Source organism: Desulforamulus profundi, assembly GCF_002607855.1.
The window spans coordinates 25,846-49,739 of the sequence record NZ_AWQQ01000091.1; the positions used below are offsets into that span (position 1 = coordinate 25,846).

The window sequence follows — 23,894 nt, forward strand, 5'->3', positions numbered from 1 at the left end:
ACAAAAGATGCATAGAGAATATATCATTCAACGTTTTAGGAGGAGGTTATCAGATTGATTCGACTGGGCATTGTGGGTGGTGGTCGGGGCGGTTTAGCCATGTTACGCCTGATGTCCTCCCTCTCGGAAATAACCGTCGTTGGTATAGCGGACTTAAACCAAAACGCCCCCGCTCTCGTGGCCGCCAGGGAGTCCGGAATTCCAACTTTTCTTGATTTTAAGCAGCTCCTACAGGTGCCGAACCTGGACGTCGTATTGGACGTAACCGGTAATGCCGCCGTTAACCAGGCCATCATGGAGAACAAGCAGGAAAACACTCGCCTGGCGGATGCCATGATATCCAAATTAATGTATACCGTAGCCCGGGGCCAGGAAGAAGCGGCTCAGGAATTAAGGGCCCAGGCCCAACAGCTGGCCGGCATGGCAGAAGGATTAAACACCACGGTACAAAGTGTTCCGGCGGCCATTGACGCAGTTACCAGGGCGCTGGGCAGCCACTGTGAAAAGCTCAACTCTGCTGTGTTTCAAGCAGAAAAACACATTAAGGATACCGATGAGGTCATTGAATTTATTAAAAAAGTGGCCGATCAAACAAAACTGCTGGGCCTCAATGCCGCCATCGAGGCAGCCAGGGCAGGCAACCATGGCCGTGGTTTCGGTGTCGTGGCCAACGAAGTCCGCAAGCTGGCTGAGGACAGTGTTGTGTCCGCCAAAAAAATCAGTACCATCCTTGGAAATATCGAGGAATCTATGAAGACCATCATCGCCGGTATTGAAGAAACAACCGGCATCGCCCAGATGCAAACCACCACCACCGAGCAGGTTGGTCAGGCAGTCCAACAGCTGGGCCAGATGGCGGATGAGATGAAAGAATTTGCCGGTAAGTTAGCGGAATTTGCCAATTAAAAAGGGTCGTCCGGACCGGGCAACCCTTTTTAATTGGTTTTTTTGTTTACATTGTTTCCTGTTATAAAGTTCCTGTTTTCCCGGCATACTAAGAACTATGAAAAGAATTCTATTAACACTGGAAAACCGAGAAAGGCGGCTGGGCAAAATTTTGTTGTCCGCCACTGTCATCCTTTCATTACTCCTTACCCCGGTATCCATCCTGGAAGCTGCCAACGGGAAACAAAATAAAACCAATATTTTGTGCATCTGGACCGACCGGCAAACCCTCAAGGCCGTGACCTTGATGAATTTTGATTCCCTGAGCGGCAGGATTGGCATTCTTAGTGTCCCGGTCTTTGCCCATCTTGAAACAGATGGTAAACAAACCACCGTTGGGCGGGTCTGGATTCAGGAAGGAAGGGATGGCTTAAAAAGAAGGCTGGAAAATGCCCTGCAAATTCAAATTGACGGCCACATCACCTTTGATCAACCCGTCATTGAAAAAGCCAGTACCGTGATAGGCGCCATTAACGTGAAAGGGGGGAAACCACTTTACTGCAGGCCTTTGAAGATACGCGGTTGGAGCGGCGTAAGGACGATCAGGATGTCATCCGGGCCATGGCAGCCAACATCATTTCCCCCTGTGGAATAAAGAAAGTACCACGGCTGTTGTGGTTGTTTACCACCCAGGTGAACAGCAATATTCACCCGGAACTGATGCTGAGAATCTACAAAGTGGTCAGTCACGAGGGTCCGACCATCCTGACGAAAAAGGCCCTGCAGGGCAAAGATTATTATCAGGACGGCTGCCGGTATCGCTATGTGGAGCCGACAACCTGGAAAAACATTATGAATGAAATCAGCGCTTAGCCCACCGGGACTAAGCGCTTTTTATTCTGCATTTCAAGGAACCGGCATCAAGTCATTGCCATTAGCATGCCTAAAAGCAAGCTGATAAATCCGCCTGAGGATAAAAAAAGCCACTTCTTTTGATTGGCATGCTGCCTGGTTAATTGATTTAAAAAAAGACCTATAATACCAACAAACAGCAGGATACCCCCTGCCAGCACAAAGAAAAAACTTACCGCCAGCATTTTCGGCCTCCTTGCCCCTAGAATTTACCAATAGTTAATAGAAGAGTAACCAGAAAAATTATACAGTAAAAGAATGAAAAAATCTTCACCCGGCAGTGAAGATTTACTTCCAATCATTTTCCTAGCGTGCGGAGGCCTGGAGACGCTCGTAGATCTCGGCTGCCTGGTTGCCCTTCAGGTTACAGGCCATTTCCAAGAGCATTTTCTCCTTTAACAGGGTGCAGTGACCTCCCGGAAAGGAAACACAATACTTGCTGGTACCCGGAACTGGGGAAACGGTTAAATCTAATTCCCGGAATCTTTTAATTGCTTCAATAACGTTGACCTGGTACTTCATCCCTGTATACCTCCTTTTTTCCCTTTGCTATATTTTATTCCATTTTATGAGAAAGTGAATACTTTCTCAATCAAAAAAGATAATTTTTTGTCTCCAGTCAAATAGACGGATGGCATGATATATTTCTTTTAACAAATCCGGTTGATATTTCATTAGGTACGGAAAGATATTGTAAACCCTTTCCTGCCACTGTCCCAGGGGATGAAGCATCGCGTTCACCTTGTTTAATTGGCGGATGGCCACCTGATTGTTCTTGCGGTGACGCTGTTTCACTTTATCTTCAAAGGAGTCAATAACCCGCAGCAAACGTCTCAGGTTTTCTTTGCCCAGCCTTTCAGTTCCGGGTTTATACTCGCCACTTCTTTCACAATGTTTGTCTGTTTTTCTCTTAAAACAGAACGGAAATCAGCAAAAATCCCTTCTATCCCCACTTCATCCGTTCGCTCAACGTAAGCATCGATAAATCCGCCTAAACCCGCGGGCAGCAGTCGCAGTGGAACCTGGTACTTGGTCAGCAATTTCTCCACCAGGGGTTCCACCAGGGTCATATTGGGACGTGGGTAAACAACGGGCATTTCCTGGCCAAAATGCTGAAAGATGTTCTTGAGCAGGGCAAAGTAACTGATCTCTCCGGGTCCGGCCACATAGGCCAGCACCGGCAGCAGTTCTTCTTGAACCACCGGTCGCAGGACAACATCCGGGCTGAACAACTCCGGGCTGTTCAAAGAAAGCTGCGCCAGCTGCTCTTTCTCCCAGGTGTTCACTCCTTGCCGGTCGGTGAACTGATCCTTTTTCAAATACAGCGCGGTTCTTTGGCCTTTTATATAGATAAACAAATGCAGCTTATCTTCTTCGCTCTGTACCTGGGGTGAAAAGCCCGCCGCCGTAACCTCTTGACAGGCCCGCTGCAACAAACGGTCCACTTCCGGTGCCGTCTTTACCGCTCTGTGAAAGAGGCCGGCGGATAACCTTCTCAGAGGCGGTAGGACCGGGTTCATCAGGACCAGGCCGTCATCTTTAAAAAGAAAAGTCATTAACCGGCCAAACCACTGGGCGAGATTTTCCGACTGCCGGGCAGTCTCTCTTAACAGGGCAAGCCCTTCCTGCTGCCATCCCACAGGAGGTGTTAATTCCTCCAGTTGCTGAAGAAACAGCGGTACCTCCTGCGGCACAGGAACATGCCCCAGGGAAAACCGACCGGCAGGCTTTTCTGTTAAGGTAATTTTTTTAGGCCCTTCGGAAGTGGGCACAAAAATATGGTTTATTTCTTCAAAATCATGATCGTCAGCGCCAATCCAGAACACCGGAACCACCGGGTGATTCAACTCTGCCGAAAGCTCTTGGGCCAGTTTGATGGCCCCCATGGCTTTATACACCGTGTACAGCGGTCCGGTCAGCAGGCCGGGCTGCTGACCGGTAACCACGGCCACCGCCAAACCTTTTTCCAACAGGCTGATATTCTTTAAGGTTTTATCCCCGCAGCCCAGCTGCAGATTATCTTGTCTGAGGGTTTCCGCCAAAAGTTGAAGCTGTCCTTTTTTTTTAGCGGACAAATGTTTCAGACGGGCGGCAAATCCCTCTATTTGCCCGGGGTCGTAAGTAAAAAAGCGGCTGACCTCCGGAAAGTCACTAAGGTATGCTCTACCCAGGGGCTGGGAATAGAAACCGTTGAGTTCCTGAATACGCAAACAAAATTCCTCCCATCACTCAAGTCCATTAAGCATTGTTTCTTTTTCTACCCGGGATTATCCTGCCTGCCTTACTCTTTTCTCCGTCCGGTGAAGGCGGCCAGGATGCCTCCTATAAATAGAGCAGAGTACAAAAAACCGGTGATTGAGACGATAATGGTGATAAAGACGGCAAAGCTTCCCCGGGGCGTGATGTCTCCATAACCCACACTGGTAAAAGTAATCACGGTAAAATAAAGGAGACGCAGCGGTTCGGTAACCGGTCCGGTGCCATCGATAAAGGAATAGGGGTCGGTATGGGAAACCAGCAGAATCATGGCATAAAGATTGAAAATAATGACCAGCAGCCAGGAAACAATCATTAAGACGGGAACAAAACGCCTGTCAAAATGGGCAAACATCGCTGCCGGAGCCTGCAGGCAGAAAAAAATCCCCTTGAAGATCTGGTAAAAACTTAAGCTCAGACCCGTCAGCATAATCCCTTCCACCAGGGGACCCGTCGCAGTAATGTCATTGATAACGAAGATATAGAAAAAAGGCACCAGAACTGAATAAACGGCAGCCCTGAAAATCCTGGATTCAATTTCACAGTCAAACAGCAGTTTCTGGGTAATATACATGATGGGAGACAGCAACAGGGCCACAAAGCCCAGGGAAATCATGGTTGTTATAATACTCAGCCCGAGAATGCCCATAAGATCGGATTGGATTCTTTGGTACCAGTAGTAGAAGGACAATAACAAACCATAGATGACCAAAAAAGTTAATAAAAGCAGGGGCATCTGGGCAATTGACCCCAGGGAATACTTGATTAACCTGGCAGCACGCCCGACCAATCGCAAAAGGCTCACGGCAACCAGAGGCTGTCTTCTTTGTGAGCGATGTACAGGCTGAAGGAATGAATCAAAAGCAACAACGTTCCCAGCAAACCAAACACAACCGCAAAGCTATGCAGCATTTCCAACAGGCCCACGTCAGCACCCCCTGCCCGCTCCTTTGTTTTAACTATATTCCGGGCAGAGGACAAGTTAGAATCAGAAAAACCCGACTGTTCGCGAACCCGTAAACCTATTGGACATAGTCTTCCCGGGGTGCCGCAACCCATTGAAAAAAGCAAAAAACCGGGAAATCCCGGTTTAACAAAGTGTAGTTACGGACCGTAACTTCTTAGATGCCTCAGCCGCCGGAACCGCAGCCGTCCGCCTTGGGCGCGCTGCAGGAACCGCTGTCTGCCGGTTTGCCTACGGAACTGGGCAGAAAAGGAGCGGATATCTTTTTCTCGACATCCTCACTGGCGCATTCGGGACACTTGATTTGTTCCTCACGACCGGCCAGTAGAAGTTTCTCAAAAAATTTGCCACAGGCTCTACAGGAAAATTCAAAAATAGGCATGTTCTCACCTCCGATCATTGCTCAACGAACATAGGTTATTCGACATGATCCGTAAAATTCCTTCTGTTCGGACAGACCCAATCATTAGTATTGCCAGTGTTGCGGGCAGAAGTAACCGTTTATGGAAAAAATAAAATCCACGGTTGCTCAAAGAACCGCGGATTTACTATTAACGATATTTTCTGATCAGGCGCTCCAGGTCATCCAGGAACTCATTCATTTTATTGGGATTTTGCTGGATAAATCTCTCCAATTGTTCTTTCACCTGTTTTTCACGTTCATCTTTAACATCCATTGTTTGAACGGTTGTGTAAGACTGCTGCGTTTGAGACGACGTTTGTGTGTGATTGGGGTTGGTATAGCTGATGGTTGCATCCTGTTGAACGGTTTCATGGACCGGCTGGGTAGTGCAATCGGTATTGGGCGCCGTCAGGGAAAGCATGGAAGTTTCAAAGTTATGCATTTCACCCCGGATCACGGAAAGTGAATTTCGGGTGGCCTCCAGGATGTGGGCAAAGACTTCAAGCTGTTTTTCCAGCCCCGGATTGGCGCTGTTGAACAAAGTAAGTCCAAAGAGCGCAGCCCGCGGGTCCCTGAAGGGTGGAAATCTAAACATACTCTCTAACTCCTTTCACATAAAACATTTTTATTTTTCATAATACGTTTCAGACCGTCAATAGGTCACAAATTTTTCCATAAAGTCGGTTGTACCTTTAAATTGTTTTACAGCTGCTTCTGATAGACCCGGAATTTTTTATTTACTTTACTGCCCACGGCAGAGGTAAGAATACTGTTCATGTCTTTGTTAGAGTCCATAATCAGCGAAAGTTCTGCCTGGCGGTAACCTTTTCTGATAACGGTCTCCATCGCCCTGTCGATTAACAATGCCACCACTCCCCGGCGGCGGTATTCCGGAACCACTGCCAGCACCCCGACCCGCAGGATGCCGGTCTGCCCCATCCCTGGAGGGCCGTGAGAAAGCCGGACTGCCGGGCGGCCCGGAGCTGCGGTCCCAAATCGGGCATCATCAGGCAGACGCCCACTGTTTTATGCTCCACTTCGCAAAAGGTCAGCATTTCCGGAGCCGTATAATTCTTTAAACCGGCTAAAAAATGAGCCGCCTCCTCCTGATCCATGGGAACAAAACCCCACTGGTTTGTCATGGCTTCATTGAGTATATCGGCCAGTCTTTTTCCTTCCCTCCAGGGGTCATTGAGATTGATTGGACGCAGATGCAAACCGGGAATCCTGCTCACTCTTTTGGCCACGGTTTTTAGTTTGCCGCGTTCCCTGGTAAATTCCGGCAGCCAGAGATAAGAATATAAGTCCAGCAACTGGGAAAAACCGTTTTCTTCCAACAGTTCTGAATAGTAGGGGGGTTATAAGGCATCATCACTTGAGGGGGTCGGTCAAAGCCCTCCACCAGCAAGCCCACCTGCTGTGAAGTATTTAATGTGGCCGGCCCCTGCACCAGACTTTTCCCTCGCTCCACAAGACTTTGGCAGGCCGCCTTGAGGAGCTCCCGGGCTACTTCAGAACGGTTAACCGATTCAAAACAGCCAAACAAGCCCATTCTTTCATCTGCCAGCAGGTCGTCGGTGATGGCCGCGATACGCCCAACGGGTTTTTTATCCTCCATGGCCAGAAAGCATTCCGGGTGCACATGCCTTAACAGGGGATTGGCCTGCGGGTTGAACATCTGTCTCTCGCTGTCCCGGGGAAACGGTGTCCAGAGCGGGTCCTGGGCATAGATCCGCCAGGGGACTTCAAAAAATCTTTGCCATTGGCCCTGGCCGCTTACTTTAACAATTTCCAACAAAATAAATTCCTCCAAAAGTTTCTTATAACTGCATTTTATGTTTTCCCCCCCGGTATGGTGCCACGACAAAATACCTGCCGGCATTTTATGTAAACATAAATTTAACAATGGGTTGCTTGACATTTGAGATTTAAAATGTTTATAATTGATCCAACAAAAAAATATCCAGGCAATGATGGAGAGCAGTAAAAATCCGAGGTCTGATAGAGAGTGGAACTCAGCGGCTGGAAGGTTCCTCAGGCTATGATTTTGAAATCCCGCTCCGGAGCTGTTCGGGAATAAACCGGACCGGTGGCCTCCGATACAGGGCAGCAAGTGAATGCATATTTTTCGTGCATTAATGAAGGTGGTACCGCGAAAGTCAACCCTTTCGTCCTTTGAGACGAAAGGGTTTTTGTTTTTCCAGATAAGGGGGCTGCAAAATTGGAACATTACAAACGAATTGTCATTAAAATCGGCAGCAGCAGCCTGACAAACAGCCGCGGGTTGTTGGATCAATCCCGCATGATGGCATTGGCCGGCGCCATTGCCGAACTTTTCCGCAGGGGCTGGCAGCCGGTCCTGGTGTCTTCGGGCGCGGTGGCTGCCGGTCTGGGTCAGCTGGGTTGGAGCCGGTCCAACCTGACCATGCCGGAGAGGCAGGCGGCGGCTTCCGTTGGGCAAGGCCTGCTGATGGAAAAATACAACGAGTTATTCCTGGCCCGGGGGATTCAGGTGGGTCAGGTGCTGCTGACCAAAGAGGATTTGGCGGGCCGGCGCCGGTATCTTAATGCCCGCAATACGTTAAATGTATTGCTGAACCGGCGTGTATTGCCCATTGTTAATGAAAACGACACCGTGGCCTTTGCCGAAATCCGCTTTGGGGATAACGATACCTTGAGCGCTCTGGTGGCCGGGCTGGTGGAGGCGGAACTTCTGATTATCCTGACGGACATTGACGGTCTTTACAGCGGAGACCCCCGGAAAGACCCCACCGCCAGGCTGATACCGGTGGTCCGGCAGGTGGATGAAAGCATTGTGCAGGCAGCCGGCGGCAGCGGCACTCCGGTGGGTACCGGCGGCATGCGCACCAAGCTGGCCGCCGCCCGTATCGCGGCCCGCAGCGGCTTGCGCACCGTGGTGGCCAGCGGCAAAGACCCGGCCGTTATTCTGTCCCTTGCTGCGGGAGAAGCGGTGGGTACCTGTTTTGAGCCCTCCCCTCACTCCCTGCGCAGCCGTAAGCAGTGGATTGCCTTTGGCAGCGTGGCCAGGGGGACCTTAACCATTGACCGGGGCGCCGTGAAGGCCCTGACGGAGGGCAACAAGAGTCTTCTGGCAGTGGGCGTTACCGGGGTGAGGGGAAACTTCCCGGCCGGCAGCGTGGTGGTTGTGGAAGATGACCGGGGGGTCGAGCTGGCCAGGGGAATTACCAACCTCTCCTCCGATGACCTGCGGCTGGTCATTAAAAACCCCGGACGGGGTTTGGAAGTCATTAATCGAGACTGGTTAGTCTGCGAAAGGAGTTTTTCCACATGTCAATCGTGAGAGAACTTGCCAGGCAGGCAAAGGTAGCCTCCAGAAAGCTGGCAATCCTTGAACCGCAAGCGAAAAACGATGCGTTGCTGACGGTGGCCCGGCAGCTCCTGGCGGACCGGGAAAGCATCCTGTGCGCCAATGAAATCGACCTGGAAAACGGCCGGCAGGCCGGCCTCAGCCCCTCCCTGCTGGACCGCCTGGCCCTTACCGCCGCCCGCATCGAGGATATGGTGGAAGGCATCAAACAGGTGGTGGAACTGGAAGACCCGGTGGGCCAGGTGATGGAATCCTGGAGCAGGCCCAATGGTTTAAATATTGCCAAAATCCGGGTTCCCATGGGTGTGGTGGGCATGGTTTATGAAGCCCGCCCCAACGTGACGGTGGACACCTGTGCCCTTTGTTTAAAGGCCGGCAGCGCAGTGCTTCTGAGAGGCAGTTCCAGCGCCCTCAACAGCAACCGGGCACTGGTGGCCTCCATCAAGAAGGGGCTGGAGGGCACCGCCATTCCGGCGGCGGCCGTACAATTTATCGATATCGGGGACCGGCATGCGGTGGATGAAATGCTCCGGCTGAACGGCCTGCTGGACCTGGTCATTCCCCGGGGCGGCGCCGGGCTTATCCGACGGGTGGTGGAAACCGCCACGGTGCCGGTCATTGAGACCGGGGTTGGCAATTGTCACGTTTATGTCGACAAAGAAGCAGATCCTTCCATGGCCCTGGAAATTATTCTCAATGCCAAGTGCCAGCGCTACGGGGTTTGCAACGCGGCAGAAACCCTCCTGGTACACTGGGAGATTGCCCCGTCCTGGCTGCCGGGGGCAGTGCAGGCCCTGCGGGACAGAGGTGTGGAAGTTCGGGGTTGTCCCGCTACCTTGAAGATGGTGCCCGAAGTAAAACCGGCGGAGGAAAGCGACTGGGCCACAGAGTTCCTGGCGCCCGTTCTGGCGGTGAAAATCGTGGCAGATTTACCCGAGGCCCTGGATCATATTCAAACCTATGGCACCGGCACTCAGAGAGCATTGTCACCGGTAACCAGGATACCGCAGCGGAGTTTTTGCGGCAGGTGGATGCTGCTGCGGTTTACCATAATGCTTCCACCCGCTTTACAGACGGGTTTCAATACGGCTTTGGCGCTGAAATCGGCATCAGCACCCAAAAACTGCACGCCCGGGGACCCATGGGCCTCAGGGAATTAACCAGCTATAAATATGTCGTCAGAGGAACCGGTCAGGTCCGTTCCTGACGGAAGGAGGGTTCAAGCATGCTGGAAGGAAAAACCTTCTTTTTTATAGGCGCCGGCAACATCTGTGAATCAATGGTGAAAGGACTGCTGTCCGCCGGGATGGTCCGCCCCGGCGAAATCCGGGTCTCCAACCGGAGCAACGGGGAGCGGTTGAATTTCCTGCGCAACTATTACGGCATCGTGCCGGTTACCGATAAGAAAACGGCGGCCGGTGAGTCAGACGTCATTATTTTGGCCATAAAACCCCAGGATATTTTCCCGGCCCTGGAGGAATTGGCCGGCTCCATTAAAGAAAACCAGCTGGTCATTTCCGTGCTGGCGGGGATTCCCACTTCCCTGATTGAGGACGGCCTGGGCGTTGAAGTGGCTGTGGTGCGGGCGATGCCCAATACCTCCTGTGCGGTGCTAGAATCGGCCACAGGTCTCAGCGCCGGCCGCTACACCGGCCCGGAGCAGCTCAGGCTGGCAGAAGAAGTGTTTCGCATGGTAGGTGAAGTGGTCATTGTGGAAGAAAGCCTGCTGGATGCGGTGACGGGTCTGTCCGGCAGCGGTCCCGCTTACATCTATTACCTGGTGGAGGCCATGGAAAAGGCCGGCGAATCCGCCGGCATCCCCAGGGAACTAGCCCGGCCCCTGGTCTTGAAGACACTGATGGGGGCCGCCAAAATGCTGCTGGAAACAGGTGAGAAACCCGAGGTTTTGCGGCGTCAGGTGGCATCGCCCAACGGCACAACCATGGCCGGGATCAATGAATTAAACAAGGGGAATTTTCAAACCACCATCCGCAAAGCCATTTTACGGGCCACCCACCGCTCCCAGGAACTGGGCCGCATAATTGTGGAAAAACAGTATGCCCACCAGTAATTGACAAAGCATGACGGGTTTAAAGCCGCCACCCGGGTCGCAAGCTAATCCCTGAGGGGGTGAGCTGCATTGGAAGAAAAAGCAACCAGGGAACTGAAAGAGTCCGTACAGGTTATTTACAAGGACAAAAAAACCACCCCTGCCCCCACTGAAAAAAATTAAATCCAGATGTTTTCACCTTTTTTTTAAATGTTAATTTAAAAATGTTGACATGAAAGTTAAACCCCGCATGGCGGGGTTTTGTCTGTTTACTTGATAAGTGTCACAGGAACATCTACATTGGCCACAACCTTGGCACTGACGCTGCCCAGGACCCAGCCGGTCAAACCTGACAGCCCCCTTCTGCCATGATAACCTTGTCAATCCCCTGCTCTTTTACCAAATCGATAATCACTTCAGCAGGATCACCGGATCCCAAAACGGTGTTGACCTGAATGCCCTCGGCGTCAAACAGGGCCTTTGCCTTATTCAAACTGCCCCTAAAGAAATCCTGGCAGGCGTTGAGGACTTCGATGGGGTTGGCCACAAAATCCCGGGCAAAGGGAGCGTCGTTGCAAGCCACCGTTAAAATGGTAATGTCATAGGAGCTGTGGGTTTTGGCCAAATTCAGCGCATATTGAACTGCATTGTGGGAAGCGTCCGAGCCATCAAAAGGTACCAGTATTTTCATTTTGGTTCCCCTTTCATTTCTTTTTATTTTTTATTATAGGACATGTGGGACATCCTTGCATTATTTATGCGAATATTTAGCAAAATATTCATTTATGCGTCATACTTTCTTAATAAGACTATCAGGCACCAGTCCACTACAGCGTAGAACAGAGCCCAATTACTTAGGTACCTGGTACCTAAGTAATTCCTGCATAATTTTTGGCTTCTTCCAGGTTGTCCAGTCTGAATTTTTTGTGCAGAGCTCGGACTGCCTTTTCGGTTTCGGATCTTTTGATGACACAGGAAACTTTAATTTCCGAAGTAGTGATCATTTCCAGGTTGATTCCTTCCTCAGCCAGGGTCTCAAACATGTCGGCAGCAACGCCGGGGTGAGAAATCATACCGGCGCCCACAATGGATACCTTGGCCACATCCTCGTCGTGGGTATAACCTTTAAAACCCACTTCTTCCTGAATGGCTTCAATGGTTAGCAGGGTCTTTCTAAGATCATCCTGGGTGACGGTAAAACCGATATCGTTCATGCTGTTGCGCATGGCGCTCTGGATAATCATGTCCACGTTAATGTTTTGGGCGGACAGAGCCTTAAAAATCTTCATGGCGACGCCTGGCTTGTCCGGCACATCAAATAGACCAATCTTCGCTACATTATAATCATGGGCCACTCCACTGACCACCGGTGCATTTTCCATATTCGGAGCCTCCTCCACAATCGTTCCTTCACTGTAATTAAAGCTTGTGCGTACATGAATGGGTATCCCGTACTGTTTGGCCAGTTCCACGGAGCGGGGATGCAGAACCTGGGCCCCCAGGCTGGCCAGTTCCAGCATTTCGTCGTAGGAAATGTGGGAAAGTTTGCTGGCCCCCGGCACCACCCTGGGATCAGCGGTGTAAACCCCGTCGACGTCGGTAAAGATTTCGCACACATCGGCCTGCAGGGCCGCTGCCAGGGCCACGGCAGTGGTATCGGAACCGCCACGGCCCAGGGTGGTAATGTCATTGTTGGGGTTGATGCCCTGAAAACCGGCCACCACCACCACCCGGCCTTCATTCAGTTCTGCCATAACACGGCTGGTTTCTATTTTTAAGATCTTGGCTTTGGTATGTACATCATCGGTGTAAATACCAACCTGCGCACCGGTCAGGGAAATTACGTCGGAGCCAAGATCCCGTATGGCCATGGATAAAAGGGCAATGGAAACTTGTTCTCCGGTAGACAGCAGCATATCCATTTCCCGCTCCGAAGGATTATTGGTAACCTGCTTCATTAAGGCAATTAAATCATCCGTAGTATCCCCCATAGCAGAGACCGTTACCACCACCTGGTTTCCCCTTTGATGCTCTTCCACAACACGTTTGGCGACCCGCTTAATGCGTTCGGGGTTGGCTACGGAACTGCCGCCAAATTTTTTGACAACCAGCATTTTTTTGTTACCGCCTCTCCTGGTGATTTAGTCCTTTACTCACATAAAACTATTTAATCATAAAATTTGTGTTCCATCAACCGCCGGTTGCAGCACTTTCACCTGGCAGTTAACGCCGGCTTCCCGGAAGGTATCCTGCATGATCTGAGCGATTCCTTCACTGTAACCGTCCGTCAGGGCAATCACCGCGGGACCTGCGCCGCTCAGGGCAACACTCAAGGCGCCGGCCCGGTGGGCCTCCTCAATCACCTTGAGCAGTCCCGGAACCAAAGGGGCCCGGAAAGGCTGGTGCAGCACGTCCTGGGACGCCACGGACAACAGGTCCAACCTTTTTTCACAGAGGGCTCCCACCAGTAGGGCTGAGCGGCTCAGGTTAAAAATCGCATCCTGCAGGCTGACCTGTTTGGGCAATACTTCCCTGGCAGCATGGGTGGACAGCTTAAAGTCCGGGATGGCCACCACCGCACTTAACTCCCCGGGGGGACAAATTTTCAGGGTATGAACCACTCCTTCGGCCACCACCGAAATGACCATGCCCCCCAGCAGGCGGGTGCCACATTGTCCGGGTGTCCTTCCAGTTCGGTGGCCAGGGACAGAATCTTCTCCCGGGACAGGGTTTCTCCGGTCAGCCGGTTGGCTGCCACCAGGCCGCCCACAATGGCGGCGGCGCTGCTGCCCAGGCCCCGGGCTGTGGGGATCTTATTCACCAGCGTAATGCAAAGGCCGGGATTTTCCCGGCCAATTTCCTGAAAAACCCGCTGGGCAGCCCGCCAGACAATGTTCCTTTCATCCCTTTTAATGTCGTCAGCCCCTTCTCCCTCAACCTCAATGGAGATCCTGCCGGGAGAAAGGGTCATATGAATATCATTGTAGAGTCCCAGGGCCATGCCAAGGCAGTCAAAGCCCGGGCCCATGTTAGCAGTGGTCGCCGGCACGGAAACGATGACAGTATTCTTCATGAGCTGCTTATTCTTCTCCTTCCACCCGAATCACATTGGCCACTTCAATAACGGAAGAAAGCTGTTTGATATCCATCAATGCATCCTGGACGTTTTGTTCCTTTACCCTGTGGGTCACCAGCACCAGTTCCGCCATCTTGCCGGTGGCTTCCTTTTGGATAACGGATTTAAGACTGACTTCCTTGTTGCCGAAGACCAGGGCAATGGAAGCCAGTACCCCCGGTTTGTCGGCCACCTGCAGTCGAATGTAATACTTGCTGAAGGTATCGCCGATATCGAGTACAGGACTGTCCTTGAAACAGGTGCAGCCGATGATGCCCGGCACACTGCGCATGATATCCCTGGCCGCATCCATAATGTCTGCCACCACAGCACTGGCGGTGGGCATCTCTCCTGCTCCCCGGCCATAGAACATGGTATCTCCCACGGCGTTGCCCCGCACAAAAACTGCGTTAAAGACATCTCCGACGGCGGCCAGAGGGTGATGCTTGGGGATAAAGGTCGGGTGAACCCGCACTTCAACCCCTTCGGGTCGCTCCTTGGCGATGCCCAGCAGTTTAATGATATACCCTAATTCGTTAGCATAAGAAATGTCCTGGGCGGTAATTTGGGTGATTCCTTCGGTGTAAACCTGGTGTAATGGCACCCGGGTATTAAAGGCGATGGAAGCCAGGATGGCAATTTTTCTTGCCGCATCGAAGCCGCCCACATCGGCGGTGGGATCGGACTCGGCATAGCCCTTGGCCTGGGCTTCCTGTAAAACATCCTCAAAATCGCAGCCTTGCTGGGTCATTTTCGTCAGCATATAGTTGGTTGTTCCGTTAATAATGCCAAAGACTTCTTCAATGCGGTTGCCGGCCAGGCTCTGTTTTAACGTGCGAATAATGGGGATGCCGCCCGCCACGCTGGCTTCAAAAAACAAATCACATTGATTGTTCTGGGCCGCTTTAAAGAGCTGCTGTCCATGTTCCGCCACCATATCTTTGTTGGCTGTGACCACACTCTTACCCTGGTTGAGAGCTTCCAGAACATAATCCAGCGTGGGGTGAATGCCTCCCAGAACCTCCACAATGATTTTGATTTCCGGGTCATGAATAATATCCGCCAGGTCGGTGGTAAGGATTCCTTCCGGCAGGGAGATTCCCCGATCCTTCTCCAAACTGCGCACCAGAATTTTTTTAATTTCCAATTTTGTGCCCACCCGCTGCCGGATGTTTTCCTGGTTTTCCTCCAGGATGCGATATACGCCACGGCCGACGGTACCAAGCCCAACAGCCCTATTTTGATTACCTGTTCCATACAAATCCCCTTTCCCTCACAGGCTAGTTCTGGCCCACCAGGCGGACATCCCGAACCCCTGTTACCTCACTGATAATTTTTAATAATTCCTCCAGGTCCTGATTCATCTCGCAGTCTCGACGGAAAGGGTGGCGTTGGCCAGCCCTTGTAACGGCAAGTTCTGGTTGATGGTTAAAATACTGCCCTTGACAGAGGCGATAATGTTTAATACTGTAGAAAGGACACCGGGCCGATGTTCCATCAACAAAGCAAGGGTAACGATTTTCCCTTTGCTCCACTGGTGAAAGGGAAAAACCTTGTCTTTATACTTGTAGAAGGCACTGCGGCTTAAATCCACCTTCTCTACCGCTTCATTGACGGTATTGGCTGCACCTTTCAGCAATAACTCCTTGGCCATCACCGTTTTTAAAATGGCTTCCGGGAGAATATCCTCTTGTACCAAAAAGTATTTCAGCTCTTTCTTCGTCACTTCTTCCCTACCTCGCAGTCCGTTTTGAGTGGATGTTTATCCTTTTACAGTAGACATTATACCATTCCAAAAATAACCCTTCAAACCGAATATATACTTTTAAACCATGGTTTTTCAAATATGCCTGGTTGGTTCGCAGCTTCTCTCCCTGTTGCTCCCTCTGGCAAATATTTGACATGTCTTTCCAATTTTCTGACAATACCATTATTACTATTGCCAATTCCTACCCGGATCTTGTATGGTAAACAAAATTCGTCATAAAAACAGCAAACCCCACAGACCCTATGCTATCTGTGGGGTTATCCTTTGGTCGATTAAATAATAATACAAATCAGACCGCCACTACCTTCATTAACAATTCTTTGCAAAGTCTCCTGCAGTTTAACCTGGGCATTTTCCGGCATCCGGTGCAGTTTATTCTGAATGCCTTCCCGGACCAGATCATGCAGGGTTTTGCCGAAGATTTCAGATTCCCAAATCTTTTGCGGATTTTCATCAAACCCGGCCAGCATGTACTGGACCAGCTCTTCACATTGTTTTTCGGTCCCGATAATGGGGGTGATTTCAGTGGTAATATCCGCCTTGATGATATGCAGAGAAGGGGCGCTGGCCTTCAGTTTAACACCAAAACGATTGCCTTGACGGATCAGTTCCGGTTCTTCCAAATTCATTTCATCCAACCGGGGTGTTACAACGCCATAACCGGTCTCACGAACCTCTGTCAGGGCTTTGGCTACTTTGTCGTACTCCCGTTTCGCCACGGCCAAATCTTTCATTAACCGAAACAGGTGGTGATCTCCTTCAATTTCAAAACCGGTTTCTTCCGTCATCACCCGGTAGAACAGGTCGGGTTTCGCCACCATTTCGATGGAAGCAGAGCCTGTGCCCATATCCATATGCTTAAGATTGACTTGATGAACAAAATCATAGCCGTCCAAATTGTTAACGGCGGTTTCGATGTCTCTCAGGCGGCGCACATGGCGTACGGTATCCCTGACGGCATCCTCAAAGTTTTGCCTGAGCCAGTGTTTGCCCTCCAGCTCTTCGATCCAGAGGGGCAGGCTGATGTTGACTTCGTTGACCGGGAATTCAAAAAGAACCTGCTCCAGAATTTTTAAAATGTCCTGCTGTTTAAGCTCCGCACAGTCCAGGGGCAGCACCGGCACATCATATTTTTCTTCCAGTTCGGCCGCCAGCTGCAACGTTTCGCTGGCATGGGGCCTTACGCTGTTCAGCAGAATTACAAAGGGCTTATTAATATCCTTCAGTTCTTCCACGACTCTTTCTTCGGCATCCACATAATTTTCCCTGGGTATATCTGTAATGGTGCCGTCGGTGGTGACCACGATGCCGATGGTGGAGTGCTCGGAAATCACCTTGCGGGTGCCGATCTCGGCCGCCTCCTGAAAAGGAATGGGCTCTTCATACCAGGGAGTGGTTACCATGCGGGGACCGTCTTCTTCCTCGTAACCCAACGCACCCAGCACCCGGTATCCCACACAGTCCACCAATCTTATTCGAACCTTAAGGCTTGGATTAACGGCAATTTCCACGGCCTCATTGGGAACAAATTTGGGCTCGGTAGTCATAATGGTTTTGCCGGCGCCGCTCTGGGGAAGTTCATCTTTGGCACGTTCTTTATCGTACACATTTTTAATGTTAGGAATTACTGCCAATTCCATAAATCTTTTAATAAAGGTGGATTTACCGGTCCGCACCCCGCCGACCACACCGAGGTAGATATCTCCCCCGGTCCGCTCCGCTATATCGCGGAAGATATCCAACTTTTCCATAAACGATTATCCCCTCCTGTTCATATAATTATAGGGAAATTTATATTGAAATGCTGCATCCCTCCTCCGCGATAATGGACCGTAGAGACCGGAAAAACTGTTTTATGCAGGAGGAAGGTAGTCCCTTCTTCCTGAATTTTTTTCCATTGGCATACATTAACATTATATATATATGAGCGACCTGCTACTTTATGACAGAAAATTATCCTGGCTGATTGCGGTTTCTGGCTCCTGGTTCCTTTTTTTCCTATTGTTTTAAAGATATTTACTATTTGTCCCTTTATGACTGTTAGCGGTAACCTAAAAAGTATATTTTAATCTTAAAATTTCTTTTGCCAATTGAATCAAAAGATGTAACCAACCCCAAAACCCTTCCATATATTGACTATATACCATCTTTTAAAATAAAAAAGGAGGATTACTAATGAGTTATGGATTTGGTCCCGGGTGGGATAAACCCGGAAAAAAACCGGTTCAGGATAAACCGGCCGTAAAACCCCCGGTACATGAAAAACCGGCAGGTCCCAAAAAGCCCCCGATGAAAACACCGCCGTTCCCCTTTGATTTCAGCCAATTCTTTGGAGGCAAGAAGAAAAGGTAAATAAACAGTAAAAGCAGGGTGGTCCCCTGCTCTTACTGTTTATTTAACGGATTCCAGTGTCCAGTTTAATGTACTGAGGGCAATTTCTTCAACCTCTAATTTTTTTCCCCTGCCCATCAAGTTTAAAACCGCCTCCCGGGGGGAAAGATTTTTAAACAGCACTTTGTACGTCTGTTCGGTAATGGGCATTTCTACTCCCTGACGCCTGGCCAGTTCCCAGGCCACCCGGGTGGTCCTGACGCCTTCTACCACCATGTTAATACTGGCCACCGCCTCTTCCAGGGATTTTCCTTTGCCGATGGCAATGCCGCACCGACGATTGCGGCTGTGCATGCTGGTGCAGGTAACAATCAAGTCGCCCACCCCTGCCAGCCCGGAAAAGGTTAAGAGATTTGCCCCCATACTGAAGCCCAGGCGGGTGATTTCCGCCAGTCCCCGGGTCATCATGGCGGCTTTGGTGTTATCCCCAAATTCCAGCCCGTCGGCAATGCCGGTGCCCAGGGCGATAATGTTCTTTAAAGCACCCCCCAGTTCCACTCCCACCAAGTCAGGATTGGTATAAACACGAAAGTCCTGGGACATAAACAGGTCCTGCACGTACTCGGCTGTATTCATTTCCTGCGAGGCAGCCACCACCGCGGTGGGTATATTGCGACCCACCTCTTCGGCATGACTGGGACCCGAAAGTACCGCATAGCGGCCCAGGGTCGCTTCCCCCGCCTCGCTGGCCAGCACCTCCGACAACCTGAGAAGGGTGCTTTCCTCCAGACCCTTTGCCACATTAATGAGTACGGCATCGGATTTTATAAAGGGCAGCGACTGCTGCAGCAGGTCCCGAAAGCAATGGGAAGGAACCCCGAAGACCACCGCTGCCGCTTCATGAAGCACCTTTTCCAGGTCCGTATCGGCCGTGACGGTGGGGTGCAGTTTTATCCCCGGCAGGTACCTTTGATTTTCCCCTTCATTAATTAATTGGGCCAATTCCTGCCGGCGTGTCCAGAGAACCACAGAATGGTTGTTTTGGGCCAGCACCTGGGCCAGGGCCGTTGCCCAACTGCCGGCTCCGATCATCGCAACTTTTGTCATTCCCAGTCCTCCAATCCTATGACTTCTTCTGGCCAATTTTAAATTCGGTGCCGTTTAAAAGTCGTTTGATGTTGGATGAATGCTTCCACACCGCAAAAGCGGCCACCAGTACGGAAAATATCAGGGTTGTTTTATGATACTGAAAGACCATCATCCAGAGGGGCAGGGAGATCGCTCCCAAAATGGACCCCAGGGAAACATAACGGGTCAGCGCCACTGTCGTTACCCACACCAGGAAGGCCAGCAGCAAAGGCAGCGGGGCAATGGCCAGTACCGCGCCGGCGCCGGTGGCTATAATTTTTCCGCCCTTAAAGCCCAGCCACAGGGGCCAGCTGTGCCCGGCCATGACCGCCAGGGCAGCACCCAGGACGGCGATATCCGTATTTTCTAGCTGTTTAGCCAGCAAAACCGCTGTTACACCCTTCAGCAAATCCAGTGCCAATACAACCATACCAGGTCCTTTGCCCAGGGTACGCCAGACGTTGGTGGCCCCGATGTTTCCGCTGCCGTATTTGCGGATGTCAATTCCCTTCCAGAAACGGGCCAGCAAATATCCGAAGGGAATTGATCCGATTAAATAAGCCGCTGCAATTACAAGTAAAGTGACTAAAGTAGTCAAGACTTACTCCTCCGAATCTTAAAAAAGCTTGAAGGGCCGTATTCCTTTACTCGTCCCCGGCATCTCTCCTGCGCAGGAAGAACCGGACCGGGGTACCCTCAAAGCCGTAAGCATCCCTGATCTTGTTTTCCAGGTAACGCTGGTAAGAAAAATGCATCAGTTCCGGTTCATTGACAAACAAAATAAAGGTCGGCGGCTTCACGCCACCCTGGGTGGCATAAAAGATTTTCAGCTTGCGATGTTTGTCCCCCGGCGGCGGCGTGGCCTGGGTTGCTTCCCGAATCAGGTTGTTCAGATCCGCTGTGGGCACCCGTTTATTGGCCTCGTCCGCCACGTAATCCACCATCTCCAGCACCTTGGGCAGCCGTTGTTTGGTCAGGGCGGAAATGTACAGTGTAGGGGCGTAATTTAAAAAGCCCAGTTCCTCTCTCATTTTCTTTTCAAATTTATTCATGGTCTTATTATCTTTTTCGATAAGATCCCATTTATTGACCACCAAAATGACGGCCTTGCCCTTGTCGTGGGCATAACCAACAATTTTTTTGTCCTGTTCTGCCACTCCTTCGGTGGCATCAAAGACCATTAAAACCACGTCACAGCGGTCCACCGCCCGCAGGGCCCGGACCACGCTGTATCGCTCCGTGGGCAAATCAATGCGGTTTCGACGTCTCATGCCGGCGGTATCCACAATGACGTAGTTTTTGCCGTTTCGCTCAAAGGGTGAGTCGATGGCATCCCGGGTGGTCCCCGGGATATTGCTGACAATCACCCGCTCCTCCCCCAGAATGGCATTCACCAGGGAGGACTTCCCGACGTTGGGCCTGCCGATGACGGCAATGCGGACGGTATCCGGAGGGTAAGGATCTTCCTCCTGCCGGGGCAGCAGCGTTACCAGTTCATCCAGTAAATCCCCGGTGTTTAAACCTTCCGCAGCGGATACGGGGATGGGCTCTCCCAATCCTACCTGGTAAAACTCATAGTAAGGAATTTTATCGAAATGTTCTACCTTATTGGCCACCAGCAAAACGGGCTTATCGGTCCTGCGCAGGGTTTTGGCCACCTCTTCATCCACGGCGGTAAGACCTCCCGGGCATCCACCACGAACAGGATGACATCCGCCTCTTTGATGGCCAGTTCCGCCTGTTTTCTAATCTGAGCGGTGATGATATCCTCCGCAAAGTCCAGGCCGCCGGTGTCCACCAGGGTAAATTCATGGCCTTGCCACTCGGCATCCTGGTACAGTCTGTCCCGGGTCACCCCGGGCATATCTTCAACGATCGCAATGCGTGCGCCGACAATCCGGTTAAACAGCGTTGATTTCCCCACATTGGGGCGCCCGACAATAGCAACAATGGGTTTCGCCAAAGGGTATTCCCCCTTTTCTCTGAAATTTATATTATGCAAACCCTTTGAAATACCTCTATATAAACAAACCTTACGCAGGCAGACTGGCTTTTCCGCAACGTAGCGGGCGTATGAGAAGTGAGATGTGAGAAGTAAGAGGTGAGATGTAAAGAAAACAATTGGTTACCGTTTCTCCCACTTCTAACCTCCCACCTCTCAAATGCCTGCGCAGGGTTGTTTTTTATAAGTTTCACCAGTTTGCATCCTGTTTAATCCCCAGGACAGCTTCCACCAGGTCCCGGGGGCCTTCCGCCACTTCCACCGGCACCTGCAGCTGCTCAGACACATCGCAGACCCGCAGGTCGTCCAGAAACAGGTCTTCCCCGTTGCGCAGCAGGACGGTGGGAAGCACCAGCAGGTCTCCGATTTCCTTGTCCTGCAGACTTTCAATAATATCCCCTGCGGTTAACAGGCCGGTGACAGTGACGGTTTCTCCAAAGAATGTATTTTTGACGACCTCCAGGTTCACCCGCAACCCTTTCACCTTGTTTAGCCGTTCCACCACCTGGTTCATAAAGGATGCCCCGGAGGCGCCGGTCACCAGGGTAACGGTCCGGTCAGGTTCTACCCGGTCCGGCAGGTCCGGTTCTACCGTTTCCCACTCATTCAAAAAGAGCCTGGCCAGTCCAACACCGTTTTCGATTTGCGGAAAATCACCATAGTTTTCGGTGGGGGGAATGGGTTTTCCTGCCATGACGTAAAACTCATCGGACGCAAAAACAAAGGGATCGTCCCAGCGGACTTTAAACCGGCGCTGGTATCCTTCAATCAGTTCTATGAGATGCCGCGCTTCCTCCCGGGTAAAAGGTCTCAGGTCGTGCAGCCCTTCTCTATATTTGGTGATCCCCACCGGCACCACTGCCAGGGAATGGACCGCAGGCCAGAGGCCGGCCAGGTCCTCGATGGTCCTTACCAGCTCTTTTCCGTCATTGATGCCGGGGCAAAGCACCACCTGGGTTTGCATTTCTATGCCGGCCCCGGCCAGCCTTGTCAGTTGATCCATGATTTTACCGGCATGCCGATTGTTTAACATGCGGCAGCGCAGCTCGGGGTTGGTGGTATGGACGGAGATGTAGAGGGGTCCCAGTTTTTGTTCAATAATTCGCTGCAGTTCTGCCTCTTTTACATTGGTCAGGGTGACAAAATTCCCCTGCCAAAAAGAAAGACGATAGTCATCGTCTTTAATATAAAGGGTCTCCCGCATCCTGGGGGCCATCTGGTCCACAAAGCAAAAGAGGCAGCGATTCTGGCAACGCCTGGTGGGTCCAAAGGAATGCTCGCCAAAATCCAACCCCAAATCTTCTTCATAATCCTTTTCGATCTCGATTTCCCACTCTTCGCCTTGACCGGTTACCACCCGGGCCACCAGTTCCTCAGTGGCACAGAGGAAGCGATAATCCAATATATCCTGCACCGGCCGGTCATTAATGGCCACCAGTCTGTCTCCCGGTTGAATGCCCAGTTCCCCTGCGATGCTGTCTGGATCAACACCTGTGATCAATAATCCGTTGCTGTTCATAAAAAATCTCCCCGTGGACGTACTGCATCAATTATCCACCATCTGCCAATCATAGTCAAGAATTTAGTGCTGAACGATGAGGTATGTCCCATTCCCCAGGTCATGAACGGTACTTTGCAAAACATTGGCAAGATGGCGGGCCAATTTTTCCCGTTCGTCCTCGTCCCTGGCGATGACTATGGGAAGATCTCCTGTGATGTAATCAGGAGCAATGGTTACCGCCGCCATGATCGTCCCCTTGGACAAGCGAACACCCCCTCACCGTATCTAATCGGATGCGTAACGTCCGGCCCTGGATTTCAACGGCCTGGTGGCGGCGCTTTCCAAAACGGGCGCCTGCTTCACCGCTTCAATCAGCGCCTTGATATCCGGCTCATTGGGTACGATATAAAACCCCACCTGCCCGGTATCCGGGTCTTTGCGAAGCATGGGAGTAAATTCAGGCATGTCGATGTCTTTTTTGGTGCCCAGAATGGTGGCCGCCGTATGGGCAATGGCCAATCTCTGGCCAATGTCATGGATGGTGGCCCGGGCATCGTCATTTTTTGGCTTCAGGATAACCCCCAGGCCCTCATGCAAAATCTTTTTTCGGCTGTCCTTAAGACCCACGGACATAATGTTGATATGGTCCACATGCAGGATTGTGTCTTTAAAATTCAGTTTTGCCGGCACCACTTCACAAATATCGCCAATGGTATCTCCGGATTTAAAAAGCAGGCTGATAAGGACCAGCACAATGCCACCTGCGATGCCGGGCAGTAACCCCAAAAATTGCGTGATTAAAGAGGTGACGAAGGCTGTGGCCATCACCAGATAATTGCGGGCCTCAAAGGTCCGGGCAATTCCTTCGATATAGTCTTTCCCCCGCTGCACCAGTTCGCTTTCTTCAAGACTTTCCAGGGTCTGTCTTTCCATACTCCGGATTTCTCGAAATTGCTGCGCTGCCAGGGCCAGAAAGGTAAAAGCCGCATAATCAGGTTTCAGAAGGGCCGGCACGGCGATGGCTCCCAGGGACGCTGCGATAAAGCCCATGGAAAGGTGCGTCACAAATCCATGGGGGTAGCCGGGGTACTGCCTGTAATCCACCCGCAGAAGGGCGATGCGGGTCAGGAAACCGGCCAGGATGCCGCTGACCGCCACCAGCAGGTATTTCTCCATACAATCACCTCTTCGAAACTCTGAATAGAGCAACTGCCGCCTCCTGCTGAAGGC

General features: G+C 51.3%; 22 protein-coding genes, 7 pseudogenes and 1 other annotated feature. Of the genes and pseudogenes, 7 read left to right on the forward strand and 22 right to left on the reverse strand.

What is annotated here, in order from left to right; all coding sequences use genetic code 11:
* Nucleotides 1–54 precede the first annotated feature (54 nt).
* The 3 genes from P378_RS14190 (at nt 55) to P378_RS22065 (ending at nt 1,758) form a co-directional block, all read left to right on the forward strand.
* On the forward strand, nt 55–906 hold the full coding sequence (locus P378_RS14190; protein WP_099083705.1) for a methyl-accepting chemotaxis protein: 852 nt from the start codon (nt 55–57) through the stop codon (nt 904–906).
* A 97-nt stretch (nt 907–1,003) separates the two neighbouring features.
* Complete coding sequence (locus P378_RS14195; protein WP_238473257.1) at nt 1,004–1,540, forward strand: hypothetical protein; 537 nt, start codon at nt 1,004–1,006, stop codon at nt 1,538–1,540.
* Nucleotides 1,507–1,758 (forward strand): hypothetical protein, encoded by a 252-nt coding sequence (locus P378_RS22065; protein WP_238473258.1) that lies wholly within the window; start codon nt 1,507–1,509, stop codon nt 1,756–1,758. Before P378_RS14195 ends, P378_RS22065 begins: the two co-directional genes overlap by 34 nt.
* Nucleotides 1,759–1,805: 47 nt before the next feature.
* On the opposite strand, the gene P378_RS19770 is transcribed toward P378_RS22065, so the two are convergent.
* The 10 genes and pseudogenes from P378_RS19770 to P378_RS22085 all read right to left on the reverse strand — a co-directional run bounded on the left by P378_RS19770 (nt 1,806) and on the right by P378_RS22085 (nt 7,218).
* Entirely contained in the window at nt 1,806–1,982 is a 177-nt protein-coding gene (locus tag P378_RS19770) for a hypothetical protein (RefSeq protein ID WP_180261115.1), read from the reverse strand.
* A gap of 121 nt (nt 1,983–2,103) precedes the next feature.
* Complete coding sequence (locus P378_RS14200; RefSeq protein WP_099083706.1) at nt 2,104–2,319, reverse strand: NEDD8-activating enzyme E1 regulatory subunit; 216 nt, start codon at nt 2,317–2,319, stop codon at nt 2,104–2,106.
* Nucleotides 2,320–2,385: 66 nt separating this feature from the next.
* Nucleotides 2,386–4,007, reverse strand: a pseudogene (gene bshC / locus P378_RS14205) (bacillithiol biosynthesis cysteine-adding enzyme BshC).
* Between the two features lie 71 nt (nt 4,008–4,078).
* Nucleotides 4,079–4,843, reverse strand: coding sequence for a potassium channel family protein (locus tag P378_RS14210; RefSeq protein WP_238473261.1), 765 nt, complete (start codon nt 4,841–4,843; stop codon nt 4,079–4,081).
* Nucleotides 4,844–4,854: 11 nt separating this feature from the next.
* Nucleotides 4,855–4,980, reverse strand: coding sequence for a hypothetical protein (locus tag P378_RS23140; protein WP_274378734.1), 126 nt, complete (start codon nt 4,978–4,980; stop codon nt 4,855–4,857).
* Between the two features lie 203 nt (nt 4,981–5,183).
* Nucleotides 5,184–5,399, reverse strand: coding sequence for an FmdB family zinc ribbon protein (locus P378_RS14215; RefSeq protein WP_099083707.1), 216 nt, complete (start codon nt 5,397–5,399; stop codon nt 5,184–5,186).
* Nucleotides 5,400–5,568: 169 nt separating this feature from the next.
* On the reverse strand, nt 5,569–6,015 hold the full coding sequence (locus tag P378_RS14220) for a hypothetical protein (RefSeq protein ID WP_099083708.1): 447 nt from the start codon (nt 6,013–6,015) through the stop codon (nt 5,569–5,571).
* Nucleotides 6,016–6,122: 107 nt separating this feature from the next.
* The gene (locus P378_RS22075) at nt 6,123–6,320 is read right to left on the reverse strand and encodes a GNAT family N-acetyltransferase (RefSeq protein ID WP_238473262.1); all 198 of its coding nucleotides are present in this window, start codon (nt 6,318–6,320) and stop codon (nt 6,123–6,125) included.
* The gene (locus tag P378_RS22080; RefSeq protein ID WP_238473263.1) at nt 6,278–6,733 is read right to left on the reverse strand and encodes a hypothetical protein; all 456 of its coding nucleotides are present in this window, start codon (nt 6,731–6,733) and stop codon (nt 6,278–6,280) included. The genes P378_RS22075 and P378_RS22080 overlap by 43 nt, the downstream gene beginning before the upstream one ends.
* A complete protein-coding gene (locus P378_RS22085) occupies nt 6,673–7,218 on the reverse strand; it encodes a hypothetical protein (protein ID WP_238473264.1) in 546 nt (181 codons plus the stop codon). The genes P378_RS22080 and P378_RS22085 overlap by 61 nt, the downstream gene beginning before the upstream one ends.
* A 163-nt stretch (nt 7,219–7,381) precedes the next feature.
* Nucleotides 7,382–7,599 (forward strand) — a binding site (T-box leader).
* A gap of 42 nt (nt 7,600–7,641) precedes the next feature.
* Between P378_RS22085 and proB the strand changes: the two genes are divergently transcribed.
* From proB to proC, 3 genes and pseudogenes are all read left to right on the forward strand, one after another.
* The gene (gene proB / locus P378_RS14230; protein ID WP_099083709.1) at nt 7,642–8,742 is read left to right on the forward strand and encodes a glutamate 5-kinase; all 1,101 of its coding nucleotides are present in this window, start codon (nt 7,642–7,644) and stop codon (nt 8,740–8,742) included.
* Nucleotides 8,730–9,976 (forward strand): annotated as a pseudogene (locus P378_RS14235) (glutamate-5-semialdehyde dehydrogenase). The gene proB and the pseudogene P378_RS14235 overlap by 13 nt, the downstream one beginning before the upstream one ends.
* A gap of 18 nt (nt 9,977–9,994) precedes the next feature.
* A complete protein-coding gene (gene proC, locus P378_RS14240) occupies nt 9,995–10,840 on the forward strand; it encodes a pyrroline-5-carboxylate reductase (protein WP_099083710.1) in 846 nt (281 codons plus the stop codon).
* 248 nt (nt 10,841–11,088) lie between these two features.
* Here the strand turns inward: proC and P378_RS14245 are convergent.
* From P378_RS14245 to spoIVA, 6 genes and pseudogenes are all read right to left on the reverse strand, one after another.
* Nucleotides 11,089–11,510 (reverse strand): annotated as a pseudogene (locus tag P378_RS14245) (universal stress protein).
* 178 nt (nt 11,511–11,688) lie between these two features.
* The gene (locus P378_RS14250) at nt 11,689–12,933 is read right to left on the reverse strand and encodes an aspartate kinase (protein WP_099083711.1); all 1,245 of its coding nucleotides are present in this window, start codon (nt 12,931–12,933) and stop codon (nt 11,689–11,691) included.
* Nucleotides 12,934–12,990: 57 nt separating this feature from the next.
* Nucleotides 12,991–13,892 (reverse strand): annotated as a pseudogene (gene thrB / locus P378_RS14255) (homoserine kinase).
* Nucleotides 13,893–13,899: 7 nt separating this feature from the next.
* Nucleotides 13,900–15,191: pseudogene (locus P378_RS14260) on the reverse strand (homoserine dehydrogenase).
* 23 nt (nt 15,192–15,214) lie between these two features.
* Nucleotides 15,215–15,660, reverse strand: a pseudogene (locus P378_RS14265) (ACT domain-containing protein).
* 314 nt (nt 15,661–15,974) lie between these two features.
* Nucleotides 15,975–17,453, reverse strand: a complete 1,479-nt coding sequence (gene spoIVA / locus P378_RS14270) for a stage IV sporulation protein A (protein WP_099083712.1) — start codon at nt 17,451–17,453, stop codon at nt 15,975–15,977.
* A gap of 424 nt (nt 17,454–17,877) precedes the next feature.
* On the opposite strand from spoIVA, the gene P378_RS19775 reads away from it, so the two are divergent.
* Nucleotides 17,878–18,054, forward strand: coding sequence for a hypothetical protein (locus tag P378_RS19775; protein ID WP_180261116.1), 177 nt, complete (start codon nt 17,878–17,880; stop codon nt 18,052–18,054).
* 39 nt (nt 18,055–18,093) lie between these two features.
* Here the strand turns inward: P378_RS19775 and P378_RS14275 are convergent, their stop codons facing one another.
* From P378_RS14275 to P378_RS14300, 6 genes and pseudogenes are all read right to left on the reverse strand, one after another.
* A complete protein-coding gene (locus P378_RS14275) occupies nt 18,094–19,140 on the reverse strand; it encodes an NAD(P)H-dependent glycerol-3-phosphate dehydrogenase (protein ID WP_099083713.1) in 1,047 nt (348 codons plus the stop codon).
* Between the two features lie 16 nt (nt 19,141–19,156).
* Nucleotides 19,157–19,759, reverse strand: a complete 603-nt coding sequence (gene plsY, locus P378_RS14280; RefSeq protein WP_099083714.1) for a glycerol-3-phosphate 1-O-acyltransferase PlsY — start codon at nt 19,757–19,759, stop codon at nt 19,157–19,159.
* Between the two features lie 46 nt (nt 19,760–19,805).
* Nucleotides 19,806–21,124, reverse strand: a pseudogene (gene der, locus P378_RS14285) (ribosome biogenesis GTPase Der).
* A 229-nt stretch (nt 21,125–21,353) separates the two neighbouring features.
* On the reverse strand, nt 21,354–22,682 hold the full coding sequence (locus P378_RS14290; RefSeq protein ID WP_099083715.1) for a DUF512 domain-containing protein: 1,329 nt from the start codon (nt 22,680–22,682) through the stop codon (nt 21,354–21,356).
* Nucleotides 22,683–22,745: 63 nt separating this feature from the next.
* A complete protein-coding gene (locus P378_RS14295) occupies nt 22,746–22,928 on the reverse strand; it encodes a capping complex subunit for YIEGIA (protein ID WP_099083716.1) in 183 nt (60 codons plus the stop codon).
* A gap of 21 nt (nt 22,929–22,949) precedes the next feature.
* Entirely contained in the window at nt 22,950–23,840 is an 891-nt protein-coding gene (locus P378_RS14300) for a YIEGIA family protein (protein WP_099083717.1), read from the reverse strand.
* Nucleotides 23,841–23,894: the final 54 nt, after the last annotated feature.

Excerpts from the sequence above, each read along its gene's own strand:
- P378_RS22065 (WP_238473258.1), top strand. The coding sequence starts at position 1,507 with ATGGCAGCCAACATCATTTCCCCCTGTGGAATAAAGAAAGTACCACGG.
- P378_RS14250 (WP_099083711.1), bottom strand. The coding sequence starts at position 12,933 with ATGCTGGTTGTCAAAAAATTTGGCGGCAGTTCCGTAGCCAACCCCGAA.
- P378_RS19770 (WP_180261115.1), bottom strand. The coding sequence starts at position 1,982 with ATGCTGGCGGTAAGTTTTTTCTTTGTGCTGGCAGGGGGTATCCTGCTG.
- P378_RS14275 (WP_099083713.1), bottom strand. The coding sequence starts at position 19,140 with ATGACAAAAGTTGCGATGATCGGAGCCGGCAGTTGGGCAACGGCCCTG.
- P378_RS14290 (WP_099083715.1), bottom strand. The coding sequence starts at position 22,682 with ATGAACAGCAACGGATTATTGATCACAGGTGTTGATCCAGACAGCATC.
- P378_RS19775 (WP_180261116.1), top strand. The coding sequence starts at position 17,878 with ATGAGTTATGGATTTGGTCCCGGGTGGGATAAACCCGGAAAAAAACCG.
- P378_RS14300 (WP_099083717.1), bottom strand. The coding sequence starts at position 23,840 with ATGGAGAAATACCTGCTGGTGGCGGTCAGCGGCATCCTGGCCGGTTTC.
- proC (WP_099083710.1), top strand. The coding sequence starts at position 9,995 with ATGCTGGAAGGAAAAACCTTCTTTTTTATAGGCGCCGGCAACATCTGT.
- P378_RS14200 (WP_099083706.1), bottom strand. The coding sequence starts at position 2,319 with ATGAAGTACCAGGTCAACGTTATTGAAGCAATTAAAAGATTCCGGGAA.
- P378_RS14195 (WP_238473257.1), top strand. The coding sequence starts at position 1,004 with ATGAAAAGAATTCTATTAACACTGGAAAACCGAGAAAGGCGGCTGGGC.
- P378_RS14215 (WP_099083707.1), bottom strand. The coding sequence starts at position 5,399 with ATGCCTATTTTTGAATTTTCCTGTAGAGCCTGTGGCAAATTTTTTGAG.
- P378_RS14220 (WP_099083708.1), bottom strand. The coding sequence starts at position 6,015 with ATGTTTAGATTTCCACCCTTCAGGGACCCGCGGGCTGCGCTCTTTGGA.
- spoIVA (WP_099083712.1), bottom strand. The coding sequence starts at position 17,453 with ATGGAAAAGTTGGATATCTTCCGCGATATAGCGGAGCGGACCGGGGGA.